Annotated in this window: 17 protein-coding genes; 9 read left to right on the plus strand and 8 right to left on the minus strand. The window is 56.7% G+C overall.

Annotated features, from left to right (window positions below; genetic code table 11):
- Window positions 1–2: 2 nt before the first annotated feature.
- The 6 genes from PspTeo4_RS28075 to PspTeo4_RS28100 are packed head-to-tail and all read right to left on the minus strand — an operon-like array spanning window position 3 to window position 4742.
- Window positions 3–686 (minus strand): hypothetical protein, encoded by a 684-nt coding sequence (locus PspTeo4_RS28075; RefSeq protein WP_009683788.1) that lies wholly within the window; start codon window positions 684–686, stop codon window positions 3–5.
- Entirely contained in the window at window positions 683–1219 is a 537-nt protein-coding gene (locus PspTeo4_RS28080; protein ID WP_009683789.1) for a hypothetical protein, read from the minus strand. Before PspTeo4_RS28080 ends, PspTeo4_RS28075 begins: the two co-directional genes overlap by 4 nt.
- Window positions 1216–1446: a hypothetical protein gene (locus PspTeo4_RS28085; protein WP_009683790.1), complete on the minus strand. Its 231-nt coding sequence runs from the start codon at window positions 1444–1446 to the stop codon at window positions 1216–1218. Before PspTeo4_RS28085 ends, PspTeo4_RS28080 begins: the two co-directional genes overlap by 4 nt.
- Window positions 1436–3511 carry a DNA cytosine methyltransferase gene (locus tag PspTeo4_RS28090; RefSeq protein ID WP_049696793.1) on the minus strand — a complete coding sequence of 692 codons (2076 nt, stop codon included), beginning with the start codon at window positions 3509–3511 and terminating at the stop codon, window positions 1436–1438. The genes PspTeo4_RS28085 and PspTeo4_RS28090 overlap by 11 nt, the downstream gene beginning before the upstream one ends.
- Window positions 3512–3516: 5 nt before the next feature.
- On the minus strand, window positions 3517–4449 hold the full coding sequence (gene rdgC, locus PspTeo4_RS28095) for a recombination-associated protein RdgC (RefSeq protein WP_023118078.1): 933 nt from the start codon (window positions 4447–4449) through the stop codon (window positions 3517–3519).
- An 8-nt stretch (window positions 4450–4457) separates the two neighbouring features.
- Window positions 4458–4742, minus strand: a complete 285-nt coding sequence (locus PspTeo4_RS28100) for a hypothetical protein (RefSeq protein ID WP_009683793.1) — start codon at window positions 4740–4742, stop codon at window positions 4458–4460.
- 418 nt (window positions 4743–5160) lie between these two features.
- Between PspTeo4_RS28100 and PspTeo4_RS28105 the strand changes: the two genes are divergently transcribed.
- The 5 genes from PspTeo4_RS28105 (at window position 5161) to PspTeo4_RS28125 (ending at window position 9081) form a co-directional block, all read left to right on the plus strand.
- The gene (locus PspTeo4_RS28105) at window positions 5161–5448 is read left to right on the plus strand and encodes a hypothetical protein (RefSeq protein WP_131201113.1); all 288 of its coding nucleotides are present in this window, start codon (window positions 5161–5163) and stop codon (window positions 5446–5448) included.
- Between the two features lie 65 nt (window positions 5449–5513).
- Window positions 5514–5792, plus strand: coding sequence for an HU family DNA-binding protein (locus tag PspTeo4_RS28110; RefSeq protein ID WP_009683795.1), 279 nt, complete (start codon window positions 5514–5516; stop codon window positions 5790–5792).
- 116 nt (window positions 5793–5908) lie between these two features.
- Complete coding sequence (locus PspTeo4_RS28115; protein ID WP_023118077.1) at window positions 5909–6769, plus strand: SprT-like domain-containing protein; 861 nt, start codon at window positions 5909–5911, stop codon at window positions 6767–6769.
- Window positions 6770–6823: 54 nt separating this feature from the next.
- Complete coding sequence (locus tag PspTeo4_RS28120) at window positions 6824–7174, plus strand: hypothetical protein (RefSeq protein ID WP_009683798.1); 351 nt, start codon at window positions 6824–6826, stop codon at window positions 7172–7174.
- Between the two features lie 287 nt (window positions 7175–7461).
- Complete coding sequence (locus tag PspTeo4_RS28125; RefSeq protein WP_043092171.1) at window positions 7462–9081, plus strand: DNA sulfur modification protein DndB; 1620 nt, start codon at window positions 7462–7464, stop codon at window positions 9079–9081.
- Between the two features lie 93 nt (window positions 9082–9174).
- Here PspTeo4_RS28125 and PspTeo4_RS28130 read toward each other — a convergent pair whose 3' ends face one another.
- On the minus strand, window positions 9175–10191 hold the full coding sequence (locus PspTeo4_RS28130; protein ID WP_008435491.1) for an IS30 family transposase: 1017 nt from the start codon (window positions 10189–10191) through the stop codon (window positions 9175–9177).
- A gap of 57 nt (window positions 10192–10248) precedes the next feature.
- Here PspTeo4_RS28130 and PspTeo4_RS28135 point away from each other — a divergent pair, with 57 nt between their 5' ends.
- From PspTeo4_RS28135 to PspTeo4_RS28145, 3 genes are read left to right on the plus strand one after another with little or no spacing between them, the layout of a single operon-like run.
- On the plus strand, window positions 10249–11556 hold the full coding sequence (locus tag PspTeo4_RS28135; RefSeq protein ID WP_304642799.1) for a site-specific integrase: 1308 nt from the start codon (window positions 10249–10251) through the stop codon (window positions 11554–11556).
- Window positions 11556–12068, plus strand: coding sequence for a hypothetical protein (locus PspTeo4_RS28140; RefSeq protein ID WP_144820919.1), 513 nt, complete (start codon window positions 11556–11558; stop codon window positions 12066–12068). The genes PspTeo4_RS28135 and PspTeo4_RS28140 overlap by 1 nt, the downstream gene beginning before the upstream one ends.
- On the plus strand, window positions 12065–12898 hold the full coding sequence (locus tag PspTeo4_RS28145) for a thymidylate synthase (protein WP_144820921.1): 834 nt from the start codon (window positions 12065–12067) through the stop codon (window positions 12896–12898). The genes PspTeo4_RS28140 and PspTeo4_RS28145 overlap by 4 nt, the downstream gene beginning before the upstream one ends.
- A 121-nt stretch (window positions 12899–13019) precedes the next feature.
- Here the strand turns inward: PspTeo4_RS28145 and PspTeo4_RS28150 are convergent, their stop codons facing one another.
- Window positions 13020–13538, minus strand: a complete 519-nt coding sequence (locus PspTeo4_RS28150) for a helix-turn-helix domain-containing protein (RefSeq protein ID WP_120170241.1) — start codon at window positions 13536–13538, stop codon at window positions 13020–13022.
- Between the two features lie 198 nt (window positions 13539–13736).
- Here PspTeo4_RS28150 and PspTeo4_RS28155 point away from each other — a divergent pair, with 198 nt between their 5' ends.
- Window positions 13737–14117, plus strand: coding sequence for a hypothetical protein (locus PspTeo4_RS28155; protein WP_028686728.1), 381 nt, complete (start codon window positions 13737–13739; stop codon window positions 14115–14117).

Below are 14117 nucleotides of genomic sequence, written 5' to 3' on the forward strand. Positions count from 1 at the left end.
CCTCACAGTTCGCAGGGGACGGAGCGCGTGGTCGATCGGGGCGTTGCTTGTTCGTTTCGAGGCGGTTTGGAGAACCGGCGTAGGCGGTCGGAGCGGATCTCTTCGGTGAGCTCGTTGACGCGCTGCTTCAGGCGCTGGTTCTCGGTGAAGGCGATCTGCAGATTCCGGTTGGCCGTTTCGGGATTGCCGGCGCGATGAAGAACCTTCACCAGGAGGAATTGCTCGCGGTCACGATCGGCCTCGTGACGCCACACGGCGGTTTGCTCTCGCAGCTCGTCGTAGCCGCACCGGTAATAGGCGGCTACGCCCGCGAGGGCTTTGACGTGGCCACGTCGGTTCACTTCCAGGAGGCCCCACCCTTGAGGGAGTTCGTCCGCCTGGATCACACCGGCCGGGGCCAAGAAGTATCTCCAGTTGCCGACGCCTCCCGACACCCGATGAGACTTCCGACGATCCGCGAGAAAGTCAGAGCGGCTGACCTTGCATTCGATGACGATGGATCCGTCTTCGAATCCCGCGGCGCGGAAGCCGATTGCGTCGGGAATTTCCCCGGTCCAGCCCGTGCGGCACTCACTGACAGCAACATGGCAGCCTGGACCACCGGCGCTGTTTGGCCGTTGAAGCCATTTCACCGCGATGTCGCACAGATCGCGGTGGGTGAAGTCGGGCTGATTGGAGGGCTTCATGCGGCCTTCTGCATTGCCGAGCGCATCTGGCTCATGGTTTGGCGGTGCTGCCGCAGGGCGGACTTGTAGCTGGCTTTGGCATCTTTCTGGGTGCGACACCACTCTCCCTTCACTTCCGAGTGCTGTTCGCTATGCCGACAGCGGTACATGCGGTACTCAAATTTCCCTCCGCTTTCGCGCCATTCGACTTTTGGCTTCATCCCGCCAAGCAACCAATCGCCGAAACTTTCGCAGCAGTCCCAGTCGAGGTATTCCGCGAACTTGGTCTTTTTCGGCGGCAGCGGCAAATGCTGCAAGGCATATCGCTTGCCTTCCTCGCTGACGTGGAACACCACGTCGGTGGGGTCGCAGAATGCCGGTGTCCGGCCGACAACCATCAACTCCACTTTGACCAGCGCCTCCAGATCCGGCATCGCGTAATGCCCTGGTCCGGCCAAGTAATGGTTCCGATGCGACTCGCGTTGGTCGGGGCGAAGGCCAAGCGTGTGATGCAGCAGACGAAGCTGCTGCTCAGGAATCGATACCTGGGTCATGCCGCAACCTCTTCCTTTAGTGGAAGGTACGTTGTTACGTTCGAGAGGACTGCCTGCAGCAGGCGGGCATTCTCTGCGGTGAACTGGCGATGCTCTTCCTGGGATACCTCTCGGAAACCGTTCTCCAGGGCCTCTCGCGCAGGGCCTCGCCCTGCAGCCGCGAGTGCCTTGCGCGAGGTGTCGTTGACGAAGTAGCGAATACGGCCGTTGGCATGGTTACTGGACATTGAAATCTCCTTGGGCAACGGACAGCGCTGCGAGGCTGTTGCGTACCCAGATTGGGGTTTTGCCGATTGAGTAGGTCTGCCCGCTCCAGACCAGGAGTAGGGTGGTACCGAACGCCTCGCCGATCGCTTCGGCTGCATCCGGGGGCACCGCGTTGCCGATCCGCTCCCTCCAGTCACCATCGGAGAGCCCGTCGAGTTCCAGATACTCTTCCGGCTCGATCAGGCTTTGGAGCGCACAGAGTTCGAGCGTGGTGAAGGGACGATGCCAGGTGTTGTCAGGGGCGATGATCCGAGCCACAACGCGCTCGTTATCTGCAGGGATCCTTGGGTCAGCTACCGACCAGGATCCGTTGTCATGGCCTGCTGCTGCGGATACCGCGCCTGCAGGCGAGTCCCAAGGGACCACGCCGTAGTGACCGGCAGTCAGGTAGTTGTCGCCTTTCTTGCGGTCCAGGCCCGGGCGCGGGTCAGCGACCGCGAGAGCACCTGACGCAACCTGCTGGGCACCGATGACGCAACCAGAAGTTTCGTCCCAGCGTGTAACGCCGAGCTTTCGGCTGCTCGCACCAGGATGCCAGTTGGTATAGCGAGGATCCGCAATGGAGAGTTGGCCACCTTGCACGCCCTTGCCGCCGGCAATGACTGTGGACGAGGGTTTCTCCCATTCCAGGACTGCCAGGTTGTTACTGTGGCGATTCCAACCTGGACGAGGATCCGCCACTGCCTGGCCGCCTGAGCTTGGACCATGCCCGCTGGTAACGGTACCGGACGCTTGATCGAAGCGGACGACGCGGAAGACGTTCTTGTGAGTGCTGCTGTCTGCAGACAGGCGCGGGTCAGCCACGCTGAAGGTGCCCTGGCCAGGCGAGCGCTGGCTGGTCACCGTGCCGCTAGTGTCTCCCCAGTGCATGACGCCATACTGCGCATACTCGGCTTTGCTTTCCGGTCGCGGATCCGCGACAGCGAAGGCGCCAGTCATCGGCCGGGAATTACCCGTGACGGTGCCGGAATGATCTGCCCATTCGTGAACGCCCAGAATGCCGTTGTGCATGGCGTCGAAGCGGCGTGGGTCCGCAACACTGAATCGCCCCGTGGTGGCTTCGGCACGCCCGGTAACGGTCCCGGCGTGGGAATCCCAGCGGTGAACACCAAGGGCACCATCGCGCCAGGTCTGCTCGGGTACGATTAAGTAGTCGGTCAGCACGCCGTCTTCGACATTCAGCCTGTTCAGCGATCGCCAGTCCTTGCCCGCTTCAACGAAGGCCAGCCTCAACCAAGTCTTGAAAAACAGGTTCGGTACGCGGTGCATTGGACCGCCGTCGAAATGGCCGGGGAGAGGCATACGGCCCAGGATATCGCCTACCGAACGAAGCGACTTTTTCACAGGTTCATAGATGAAGTCCGGCACCTTGTTGATGTTGCGGCCGACGAGCAGGAATCGTTTACGGGATTGAGCGAGGCCACCGAGCTCGCCGCAATCGTGCGTCGTCTCGGCAGTGGCGTACCCGTAGCGGCGCAGCAGTTGAACGATCTGATCGAGGAGGCGGCGGCCACGATTCTGGATGCGAGGCACGTTCTCGAAAACGATCAGCTCCGGGAGGTCATCCTGGAAGGCCTCCAGCATCAGCCATACGCCACGTAGGGTTAGACGGTTCAATGTCTGGTACTTGGCGGTCTTGCTGCGGTTTTCCGACAGCAGTCCGCTGAACCCTTTGCAGGGGGCCGAGAGGAAGACGATATGGGGGTATTCGCCGCCGGCCGCATGACGGATATCTGCCGCAGTGGCTTCGCGCCACTCCCGCGGCGGCTCTTTGCCGTGGAAGTCCTTGAACTGATCACGATCGAAGAGATCGAGGACGGTTCCGCGAGATCCGCTGAGGCGTTCAAAATCCCGGATTGCTGCCGCGTTGACGTCGATGCCACCGATGCAGCGGAACTTGCCTTGGAGGTTCCCTACGCGAGGGTTGGCTTTGTTGAAACCTTTAGCTCCACCGCCCAGCCCGCAGAACAGGTGGAAATGGCGAATCTCGCGGGTAAGGATCTTGGGGTGAATATAGGCAGTCATATCGCTCAGATCCCCTGCGGCTGTTCTTCGCCGCCCAGGGCATCCAGCAGCTCCGGAACGAATTCGCTCAGGGTGAGCATCATCAGAACGAAGCTGGCATCGAGTTGGGATAGAGCATCGTCGCCTCCATCGCGCTCGGCCTGTTCCTGCAGCAGATCTTCGAAGCGGAGACCGCGGACGGTGAGTTTTTCGTCCAGGGTGAAACTGAGTTTGTCGTTCCAGGCCAACGACAGCCGCGTGACGAGCTTGCCTGCGGAAAGGTGGTTCTGGATCTCGTCGCTGGTCAGGTCCTGACGTTTGCAGCGAACGGTGCCGCCTTCCTCGTGGGTGTCGCTTAGCTCGCAGTTGTCCAGGACGAAGAATCCTTCGCTGGCCTGCTGGTTCTTCAGCCAATCGGTCAAAGTGGCACTGGGGGCCACCTTCACCGCTATCGGTCGTACCGGCAGAGAGCCCACAGCTTCGCGAAGTGTCGAGAGGAGATCTTCGGCCTTTTTGGCGCTCGACTCGTTCACGATGATCAGTCCCAAAGCTGGAGCGATCGCGGCGTAGGTAGTTGCTTTGCGGATGAAGGCCCGAGGGAGGAACGCCTGGACGATGTCGTCTTTGAGTTGGTCGCGCTCTTTCTTGTAGACCTTGCGGCTTTGCTCGGTCTCGATCTCTTCCACTTTCTCCGTCAATGCGTCACGGACGACGCTGCCGGGAAGGATGCGTTCCTCTTTCCGAGCCGCCACTAGGTAGAAGCCGCTGCTTTCGTGCACGAGCGGAGCATCTTCACCTTTGCCCAGCGGAGGAATGAAGCCGTAGGTAGTGAGTTCTTGGCTGCCGCAGGCGCGAGCTGGCTTCGACTTCAACGCATGGGCGAGCGATTCGCCATCGATTCCAAGATCTTTCGCGAGGTCTTGCGTCAGGCGGTAAAGCAACAGGTTAGAGAAGAACATGACAGCTCCTAGAACGTTGTGCGGATGGCTTGCTGAGTCCGACTGGTTTTTGCAGCCCAAGCCATGTACGGGTGACGAAATTCGCGATTGAAGATCGCAGCAGCTGCCTTGTCGGTGTCCAGGTCCCGGCGGGAAGAAATCGAGCATTTGGCACGGATCAGGTCAGCGGGATCCCGATCACCGCTGGCCAGACCAAATGGCGAGCTTTCCGAGCGGAAAGCAGATTCTTCGTTCAAGAACTGGATAAACCCCCTGTCCTTCGACCAGAGCCCGGCGAGCTGCGAAAGCTTCATGCGTGATCTCCTTTTGACTTTCGTTGTGCTATAATCGCAGACAATACGCAAAAATAACAACGATGCAAGGAAATTTAGAAAATCGGCTGATTTCTACCGAAGCAGGGATTTCCTGCTCCGATCACCGGTAACGCTTCAACGTGAGCCAATCACCTGGCCATGCCTTGACTATCGTTAGACTATCCGCGCCTGATTTGAGCGAATGGGCGGGCATCTGTCAACTTTCGTTGTATTATAACTGCTAGACATGGTGTAAATAACATATTTACACCATGTCTAGGGCGGCCTGAGGCCGTTTCAGCGGTCATTGGCGAGGTATCGCGCAGGCAGCTTTCAGTGATGAGGGAGAGAAGTAGAGTGGCGGTTTGGTGGAAAAATGGTTTTAATACGTATTGTCATAGTGCGCGGAGGTTTTGACGTGGGTGAAGACAACTTGAAGATTTCCTGCGTCCTCGTAGGCGATGCGGCTCTCGATTTCGAGAAATGCCAGGTAACGCTGAAAATTCCTGCGCGAGCGCCGGGTAAGCAGCGGCAGCAGTCACTGGCGATATCTGCAGCAATGCTCGTGCTGGATGCCACAATTCAGCGCTACCAAGCCGAAAAGGGCGAGAGGTACCCTGCAATAGATCAACTTCTAGAGTATGCTGGCTGTAGGCCAGCAGACATCAACAAGCTGCTTGGAATCACGGAAAGCGCGACTTCCTGAGTGTTGGCCGCGGCTGTGAGGCGTTTTCCGTTGGAACTGAGCCAGGACGAACAAAGGAGCGGAGGATGAGCAAGGCTGTGCTTGTTGGGCTTGTCGCCGAGAAACACGGGTTAACCAAGGCAGAAGCATCGGAAATCGTGAATACCGTGCTTTCTGGTATACAGAGTGCGCTGGTCAGTCAAGGGAGTATTTCCCTGGTCGGTTTCGGCGTGTTCAGCGTTGTCGACCGTGCTGCGCGAAACGGACGCAACCCGAATACTGGTGAGCCTGTGACTGTGGCAGCCAGGAAGGCGGTGAGATTCACCCCGGGGGAACCGCTGAAGCGTGCAGTGAACGCTCAGTAATAGATGTAGAGCCAGGCCCTTCGGGGCCTTGTTTCAGGCGTGGTTTCTGTATTGCACAATACAGAGACTTGAATGTTTTTTCTGTATTGCACATTACAGACTTGCAAGCAGCGGGGGTGCTGGTGAGCCACAGACGGCCGACCGAGGAAGCCTATGCAGAGCTGCAGGCTGCCTACGATTTCTACAATGACCATTTGTTCGCGAGCCAGGAGCGGCTGCCGGCGTGCTTGATCACATATCAGCGCGAAAAGCGGACCATGGGGTATTTCTCTCAGGCCCGTTTCATTCGCCGCGATGGGATCAAGGCGGATGAGATTGCGATGAATCCCGACTACTTCGCAGTGATTCCCCTGGTCGAGATCCTACAGACGCTAGTGCATGAAATGGTGCACCTCTGGCAATACCATTTTGGAAAGCCAAGTCGAGCCTGCTACCACAACACAGAGTGGGCCAACAAAATGGAGGCTCTGGGCTTGATGCCCTCCGACACGGGCAAGCCTGGCGGCAAGAGGGTAGGGCAGTCGATGAACGACTACGTCATACCTGGCGGTCGGTTCGATGTCGCAACCCGGGAGTTGCTGAAAAGAGGGTTCGCCATCTCGTGGATGGACCGATTCCCGGTCGACGTGAGGGGACCATCGCGTCCGATGTCGCTTATGCCAGCATCGCTGATGCCTCCGGCAAGTCAGGACTACCAGGGGGACGATGATTTGGACGCCGGCGTAGACGAAATAGCTGACGAGCTGGATCCGGCTATCGCCCTGGCCTATCAGGCCCCAGCAGCAGTGGCGAGTCTCGATGTGTCAGTGAGGCAACCAGGTGACAGGAGCAACAGGCTGAAATATTCCTGCCCAGGCTGCCGGCTAAACATGTGGGGCAAGCCAGGGTTGAAAGTTATTTGTGAGGAATGCGAGGAGCGCTTGGTTGTCCTGGAGCTGTCTGCAGACTCTACCCAGGAAGCTCTTGCTGCTGATTGAACCTCAGTTCAAACTGTTGGCCCCATGGCGATGTTCAAAAGACTGGAGAAGACTATGCAGTATGGAGCGACTCATGAGTTCACCCTGGAAACCGCATCGGGCGTTTTCCATCAGGCCGGCATTCAGATCATGGGGCCGGACACCTGGTGTCCGCTACTGGCCGAGAAGGCGAAACCGACCGTTGAGAACACTGCAGTGTTCTATACCCGTCTTGCAGGTCCTGAGGGCGGACCGACCGAGCAACTGCGCGAATTGCTAGAGCGTTCGTTGGCGTTGATCTCTTCTGGCGGAGCTGACCCGGTGATTCGTGTCCACCTGCACCGCGGCGAATACCAAGCGCTGGATGCTGCTGCTTTCCAGGCGGTGGTCGGTACTGGCGTTGCCGTTGTCGAGCTCAATGATTGACTCAGGCGGAAGGGGCTCTTATGGCTGACAGAATGACTCCCGAGCAGTTCAAGAGCGAGTATCGCCGCAAGGGATGGACTGGGCTAGCGCTCGCCGAGCGCTGGTCGTTGTCGCCTGCCTGGATCAGTAAGCTCGGCAATGATCCCGATCGGGAAGCGCACTGGGATGATGCCGTTCGGGGTCTCCCGACCGTTAAAAAATTGAAGTCCAGTTCAAAATAGCACTTGCTATAGATTGAACCGGGGTTCAATATTCCTCCGTCGAATTCATTCTCGCTGGAGGTCCTCATGTACGACGTTGTTATCGCTCGCGAAGCCTGCTTTCTAGACAAATCCATTTCGCGGGGAGAGGTCGTGTCAGTCCACCGCGACATGGTCGCTGCCATGAGCGCCCGGGACAAGTTGAACAAGCGCAAGCGCGCTATCCACAGTGAGAGCGCGTTCATCGCAGTACATTCGGAAAACGCGCTTCGCAAGGGCGATATCGTTGAGCAGCTGATCGAGGACTACGACCGCGAGCAGCGTCGGGCCTTTTGCAAGCGGCTGATGGCAGCGATTCTTTCGATGGAACTCACGGGCAAGCCGGACCGGCTGGCCGATGATGCGGGTTTCTACCTGCAGCAGGAAGGCCTCACCCTGGACGAGCTGCGCGAGCGCTACGAGCAGGAAGTTCGCGAGGAGCACCAGGAACATGTGCTCCAGCAGCAGGAGGCTGCGCATTTGCGGGCACGCGGGTACGAGGCGCAAAAGGCCATCGATATGATCCGCAACGAGCCATGTTTCTCCGTGCCTGCAGTCCGCGGCGTGCAGGCACGTGGCGAGTTCTACTTGGCCCAGATTCCCTATCCGATATTGGCGAAACTATTCGTCTTTGACGAAGAAGAGGCGGTGCCGGCGGAGCTGAGGGCACAGCGTGCCCTCAACAAGAAGCGGGCAGAGGACATCAGCGAATACATGCTGGCCAACCGCGACGAGTACGTCCTGCCGGCGTTGACTGCCAGCGTCGACATCGCCATGGCCTTCGAACCGTTCGAGGGGATTCCTCAACTCGGCATGCTCCACATCCCGATGAGCGCGACCATGTTGATCAACGATGGCCAGCATCGGCGCTACGCGATCGAACTGGCTCTCAAGGGCGACACCACGTTGCAGAACGAGACGGCGCCGGTACAAATTCATTTCGACCAGGGCCTAAAACGCTCGCAGCAGATCTTCGCTGACATCAACAGCAAGGCGGTCAAACCATCGTCTGCCATCAACGCGCTGTACGACCACCGAAATCCCTACAACGCCTGGATCCAGAAACTGCTCAACGGCATGCCCAACATCAAAAAACGCATCGACTTCGAGAACGCGACGCCTGGGCAGCGTTCGTACAAGCTATGGAGCCTGGTGGCGTTCAAAAAGTTCGTTACCCTGCTCACCGGTGTCAGCGAGCGAACCATCGGCCTGGTCGACGAAACACGCCTGCATGGGATCGAGGGATTGGTTCGTCAATTCCTGGAGGAGTGCGGAAAACATCTGCCTCAATGGGCCCACATGATCAGTGGCGGGATTCCCGCGGCTGATGTGCGAGAAGTCATGGTTATTGGTCATGCGGTGTTCTTGGAGGCGCTGGGGATTTTTGGTCGGGAAGCGCTGTTCGCAGGTACCTACCTGACGCCAATCGACCGCGATGCGAAAGTCATAGATCCGAGCCGCGCCCGGTGGCATTCCATGCAGCGCCTTGCTGCTGTAGAAACGAGCAAAGGCGACGCTATGTGGGAAAACCGTTGCGTGGTGCTCGGCAAGATGCAGAAGACTACCGACGGTACGAAGTCCACTGCTGCCACACTTCTGAAGATCGCCGGCCTCTCCCTACCTGAGGACTTAGCGGCTGTGAACGCCCGAGTTGAAGCCTCGCAATAGCGAGGCTGCTCCCCAGAAAAGACACTACAAAGCAATCACAATCACGAGGTATGGCAAATGAGTTGGCGGTTGCAGGAGCTGAGTGCAACACAGTTACTGGATTGAGGCGGGAGCCTCGTGATGCTTGGCCATCAGCTCGGTCATGACCTCGATGGGGCACTTGAAACCGAAGCGCTTACGCGGTCGGATGTTCAACTCGTAGGCAATCGCATCCAACTGCTCTTGGCTGCACACCGACAGATCCGTGCCCTTGGGCAGGTACTGGCGGATCAGTCCGTTGATGTTCTCATTGCTGCCGCGCTGCCAGGGGCTGTGCGGGTCGCAGAAGTAAATTGCCACCCCGGTCTTCTGGGTGATTTCCGCGTGACGCGCCATCTCCCGCCCTTGGTCGTAGGTCATGCTCTTGCGGGCCGCCAGCGGCATATGGTTCAGCGCCGAACTGAAGCCTTCCACGGCCGAGGTCGCCGTCGCGTCTTGCATCTTCACCAGCATCAGGTAGCCGCTGGTGCGTTCGACTAGCGTACCCACGGCCGATGCGTTGGCTTTGCCCTTGATCAAGTCGCCCTCCCAATGTCCCGGCATCACGCGATCCTCGATCTCCGGCGGACGCACATGGATGCTGACCATGTCCGGGATCTGGCCACGGCGATCTACGCCGCCAGAACGCGGACGGCGGGAGGTTTTGCCTTGCCGCAGGCAGATGATCAGCTCCTTGCGCAGTTCGCCGACCGGCAGGGCATAGATCGCGTTGTAGATCGTCTCGCGGCAGACGTAGGCGTCTTCGAAGCTTGGGGATTTCATGGTTCGCAGCTTGCCGGCAATCTGCTCGGGAGAAAAGCGCTGTCGCAGCAGGTGGGCGACCAGCTCGAACAATTCGTTGCCGGGCACCAGCTTTTGCCGGGGCCGGCAGGGCAATCGACGATCGCGCATGGCTTGTTGGGCATGCTGGGTGGTGTACTCACCCCGGGCATCACGATTGCGACGGATCTCGCGACTGATCGTTGAGGGGCTGCGGTTGAGCATTCGGGCAATGGCGCGCTGGCTCATGCCACGCAGCAGACTGACCTGGATATCGGAGCGTTCTTCAACGCTGAGTTCGTGATAAGACATGGCAACACCCTACCGGAAAGGTCAGGTGTTGCACTCAGTTTTTGCCGCCGCCATGCTATGGGCGAGGAAGTTATTGATACTTCTACTCTTAATCGGCGAAACAGTAAAGGTGTTTATCTTGCGAAAGAGCAAGGTGCCTGTCGGCTGAAGTTTAATTTGTACGTCTACAAGCGGCTTGAGCAGAAAGGTTTTCCTAAGCACGAGATTTCAAGAATAATTGGTTGCGATGACTTTAGAGCAAGTCGTTATTTTAGCGTGGTAGCACCGTATGCTCTTAAGCTTTACTTGTTGGACACAGGCTCCCCAATTGATGATGATTTCAGGCGTTATTTGAATTACGTGAACTACGCTTGCTTGTATATCATTGGGCAGTATACCGGCATGCGTCCTTCGGAGTATACCGAGCTTCTGGCTAGTTCGTGCCTTATTTTCGATGGTTCGTACTGGGTTTTGAGAAGCAATGTCAGCAAGCATGAAGACAACCTTGTAGAACTTTTCGACGACTTCTGGTTGGCTATTCCGATAGTTCGAGATGCTGTGCGTGTTGCACAACTGCTTGCCAAATATAAGAATAATGATTTTATCTTCTCGAACGTCGATACGGTGCTCTTTGGTATGCTGGGTCAGCCGCTGAGTAGTGTGGGAACCAAGGCTACACTCGATAAATTTTTCGAAAGAGTTCTGACTGCTGAGCAGTTTTCAGATCTTGAATTCAATGCTTACATGATGCGGCACACGCTAGCCTATCAGCTCTATCGTGCTGATGTGGGCCTGCCTTTCATCTCTCACCAGCTGAAGCACTTTGGCGAAATCGTAGGGGTTGGCCATTCCGAGCGGGGCTTCAGTAAGACGACTCTGGGGTACGGTGAAATCGCTGAAATGCTGACGAAAAGTGGCGGTAGGGGCGTAAGCGGCAAGTCCTTACGCCATGTCGCCGAGGTTGAGAGCATCAAGCAGCGATTCGATCCTGATGGGAGTTATGCCGGTGTGAACGCTGCAGCGCACAAGGAGCGTTTGCAGAAGGTCTTCAAAGGTTACATGGCATCCGGACACACCAAGGACGATATCTTCGAGGCCATGGCTGATCAGCACATTGCTGTCATCAGCGTGGGCCAGGGCTTCTGCTATGGCGGTGGGCCCATGGAGTTCGATGAATCGATCCCCTGCATCGGTGGGCTTCGCTGCAACCCGAACCGTTGCGAAAATGCTGTCGTCAGCAAGGCCAACGCCCCTGCCTGGCGAGATGTGTACTATCAAAACAAGAAGCTGCTGGGGAACCCTGAGTACGCCCATCTGCATGCCCAAAGCAAAGCTGCAATGGAAGAGGCCTACGGGGTGCTTGAGCTGCTGGGAGAGGAACTCTGATGACGGACTCCCACGCTTTCGATCAGAAAAACAAAGAAGATTTTGATCGTTATTCTGAGCTGCTCGCGCAAGCGCTTCTGGATATCGCGGCGAATGACTCACTGAAAGCAACGGCGGCGGAACTGAGCCGGCTAACGGGTATTCACCGCAATACTATCAGGCAGCGTGTATGGCCTCTGGAACGGCTGGAGACCATCAAAGAAAACCGGCGCATTGAAGTTCTTCGCCAACAGGTCACAAAAAAGAAACCAGTTGATCCTGTGGTGCTTCTGACTGAAAAGCTGGAGAACGCAAGGGTTGAGATTCTGCATTGGTTCACTAAGTGCAAGGATGCGGAGGAAGAGCATCAGAAGAGCGAAAGAAAATATATTAACATGGTAAGTTCTCGAGATACTTATCAAAACCTTCTGGCGGATGCTAACAAGCGGCTCTTGGACTCGCAGAAGGAAATTGATAGACTCAAGCAGGTTATCAGTATCCTGGAAGCTGCCCAGGCGGAGAAAAATTCATGAAAAGCTACCTGGAACTACTGACTGATGTTCTAGAAAACGGTGCGGTCAAAGGTGATCGCACTGGTACCGGTACTGTGAGTGTATTTGGTCGTCAGTTTCGCCACGACTTGTCGAAAGGCTTTCCACTACTCACAACTAAGAAATTGCATTTCAAAAGTATCGTTAATGAGCTTATTTGGTTCCTCAATGGGGATACCAATATCAAGTGGCTTAATGAGAATGGTGTAAAGATCTGGAATGAGTGGGCCACCGAAGACGGTGACCTAGGCCCGGTCTATGGCAAGCAGTGGACAGCCTGGCCTACCAAAGATGGGAAAACGATCAACCAGATCGACTATGTCGTCAATGCGTTGAAGACGAACCCTAATAGTCGTCGGATCTTGTTCCATGGGTGGAATGTCGAATTCCTGCCTGATGAGAAGGTGAGCCCGAAAGAGAACGCCAAAAACGGCAAGATGGCACTCCCTCCGTGCCACCTGCTGTACCAGTTCTATGTTGTGAACAACAAGCTGTCTTCACACCTATTCATCCGTTCGTCCGACAGCTTCCTCGGGCTGCCATACAATACGGCGTCCTTGGCGTGCCTGACCCACATGCTGGCTCAGCAGTGCGATCTGGATGTGGGTGAGATCGTGATCTCATTGAGTGATGTCCACATCTACTCCAATCACATGGAACAGGTGAAGACTCAAATCGCTCGTGAGCCTCGGCAGCTGCCTGAGTTGAAGCTGCTGCGCAAGCCGGCATCGATCTACGATTACAAGTTCGAAGATTTCGAACTCGTTGGCTACGACCCGCACCCTCACATCGCGGCAGCCGTCTCGGTCTGATTGACCTGGCATACGATTACCGGCCCTATGGGTCGGTTGTCGTGTTCAGCTGACTTTCCGCCGGCAGTACAACTCCGGGAGCCTACAGCGCCCCCTGGTGAGAATTTGAAGGCTCAGCTGCTCAGGCCTTCCGCTCCCCCGCTGGCATGTGCCAGAACTTGTGGACAGTCGAGTAAGGCATCCCAAGCTTCACTGAAGTTTCTTTCTGGCTGAGGCCGTCAGCCTTGCAGTCGAGGATTGCTTTGATCCTGTCTGGAGGAGTCGGCGGCTTGCCGGATTTCGCCGCTATCAGCACCCCATTCGAGAACTGCGCCGGCAGGTTTTCCATCACACGCATCTCACGCAGCTTGCTCAGCTCTGTCCAGAGGTGCGTCATGAACTCTTCAAGTGACTCGTGGCGTTCGTAGCAAGCGGCAGCTGCGAGGAGTGCAACCGAATCGACGTCCAGGCGCTTACTGATGTCTTCGAGCATCTCAAGGCTGATGTTGGATTTCGCGTGCTCGACCCTGTGCAGGTGTCTAGCGTCCACCGTGGTTGCGAGATGTTCCTGGGATAGGCCACGAGCGGCACGCGTGGTGCGGAGGACGGCTGCCAGAGTGTATCGCGATGGCATGTGATGGCTTCCCGCAAAGGGAAGCATAAGGCCACACTGAAAATTCTACATCTACGTACTATAGGCAGTGAATGTAGAATGGTGTTATGGTGGCGCCATCCGTTCCCGCATGTGGCTTTTGTTCTTAAAGCACGATCATCCGTGGGCGCGAGGTTGTCAATTTATATGAATTGTTTAGGGGCGAAGTGCTAGCCAGTTGCCCGCGATTGATAGGTGGAGTGTGTCGTGCTGGTCACCCAAAGAACCGAACTACGAGGGCAGTTTTTAGCTCTGGACAGCCTGAATTTGTTTTGGGATTCAGCAAGCCTCAATCCTGATTGCTATTACTTTGTCGTTGAAGGAAGTGGCTTCGTTAATGGCTGTTTAGGCCCCTCCGTGCGTTTGGTGTCGAGCGTTGAGGTTGTTGATTCCCTCTGCAAAGGGGATGCAGTGGATTTTTTAAGCGTTAACAAAGTCCAGCTCCTCGCCCCTCCAGCGATGACCAATCAATCCGAGTTCTCGATGAAGCTGCTCTCCGAAATTCGGATCAAGGATGGTACCCAGCCGACCCCGGTGTACGAATTTGTCACGAGTGATGGCCACGTCTATTCGAGCGCGAGAGGCTGA

The organism is Pseudomonas sp. Teo4, assembly GCF_034387475.1.
In the GTDB taxonomy this organism is placed as follows: domain Bacteria; phylum Pseudomonadota; class Gammaproteobacteria; order Pseudomonadales; family Pseudomonadaceae; genus Aquipseudomonas.

Bases quoted from the DNA above. Each gene is read 5' to 3' on its own strand.
- PspTeo4_RS28075 (WP_009683788.1), bottom strand. From the start codon at position 686: ATGAAGCCCTCCAATCAGCCCGACTTCACCCACCGCGATCTGTGCGAC.
- PspTeo4_RS28080 (WP_009683789.1), bottom strand. From the start codon at position 1,219: ATGACCCAGGTATCGATTCCTGAGCAGCAGCTTCGTCTGCTGCATCAC.
- PspTeo4_RS28085 (WP_009683790.1), bottom strand. From the start codon at position 1,446: ATGTCCAGTAACCATGCCAACGGCCGTATTCGCTACTTCGTCAACGAC.
- PspTeo4_RS28090 (WP_049696793.1), bottom strand. From the start codon at position 3,511: ATGACTGCCTATATTCACCCCAAGATCCTTACCCGCGAGATTCGCCAT.
- rdgC (WP_023118078.1), bottom strand. From the start codon at position 4,449: ATGTTCTTCTCTAACCTGTTGCTTTACCGCCTGACGCAAGACCTCGCG.
- PspTeo4_RS28100 (WP_009683793.1), bottom strand. From the start codon at position 4,742: ATGAAGCTTTCGCAGCTCGCCGGGCTCTGGTCGAAGGACAGGGGGTTT.
- PspTeo4_RS28110 (WP_009683795.1), top strand. From the start codon at position 5,514: ATGAGCAAGGCTGTGCTTGTTGGGCTTGTCGCCGAGAAACACGGGTTA.
- PspTeo4_RS28120 (WP_009683798.1), top strand. From the start codon at position 6,824: ATGCAGTATGGAGCGACTCATGAGTTCACCCTGGAAACCGCATCGGGC.
- PspTeo4_RS28125 (WP_043092171.1), top strand. From the start codon at position 7,462: ATGTACGACGTTGTTATCGCTCGCGAAGCCTGCTTTCTAGACAAATCC.
- PspTeo4_RS28130 (WP_008435491.1), bottom strand. From the start codon at position 10,191: ATGTCTTATCACGAACTCAGCGTTGAAGAACGCTCCGATATCCAGGTC.
- PspTeo4_RS28135 (WP_304642799.1), top strand. From the start codon at position 10,249: ATGGGCGAGGAAGTTATTGATACTTCTACTCTTAATCGGCGAAACAGT.
- PspTeo4_RS28140 (WP_144820919.1), top strand. From the start codon at position 11,556: ATGACGGACTCCCACGCTTTCGATCAGAAAAACAAAGAAGATTTTGAT.
- PspTeo4_RS28145 (WP_144820921.1), top strand. From the start codon at position 12,065: ATGAAAAGCTACCTGGAACTACTGACTGATGTTCTAGAAAACGGTGCG.
- PspTeo4_RS28150 (WP_120170241.1), bottom strand. From the start codon at position 13,538: ATGCTTCCCTTTGCGGGAAGCCATCACATGCCATCGCGATACACTCTG.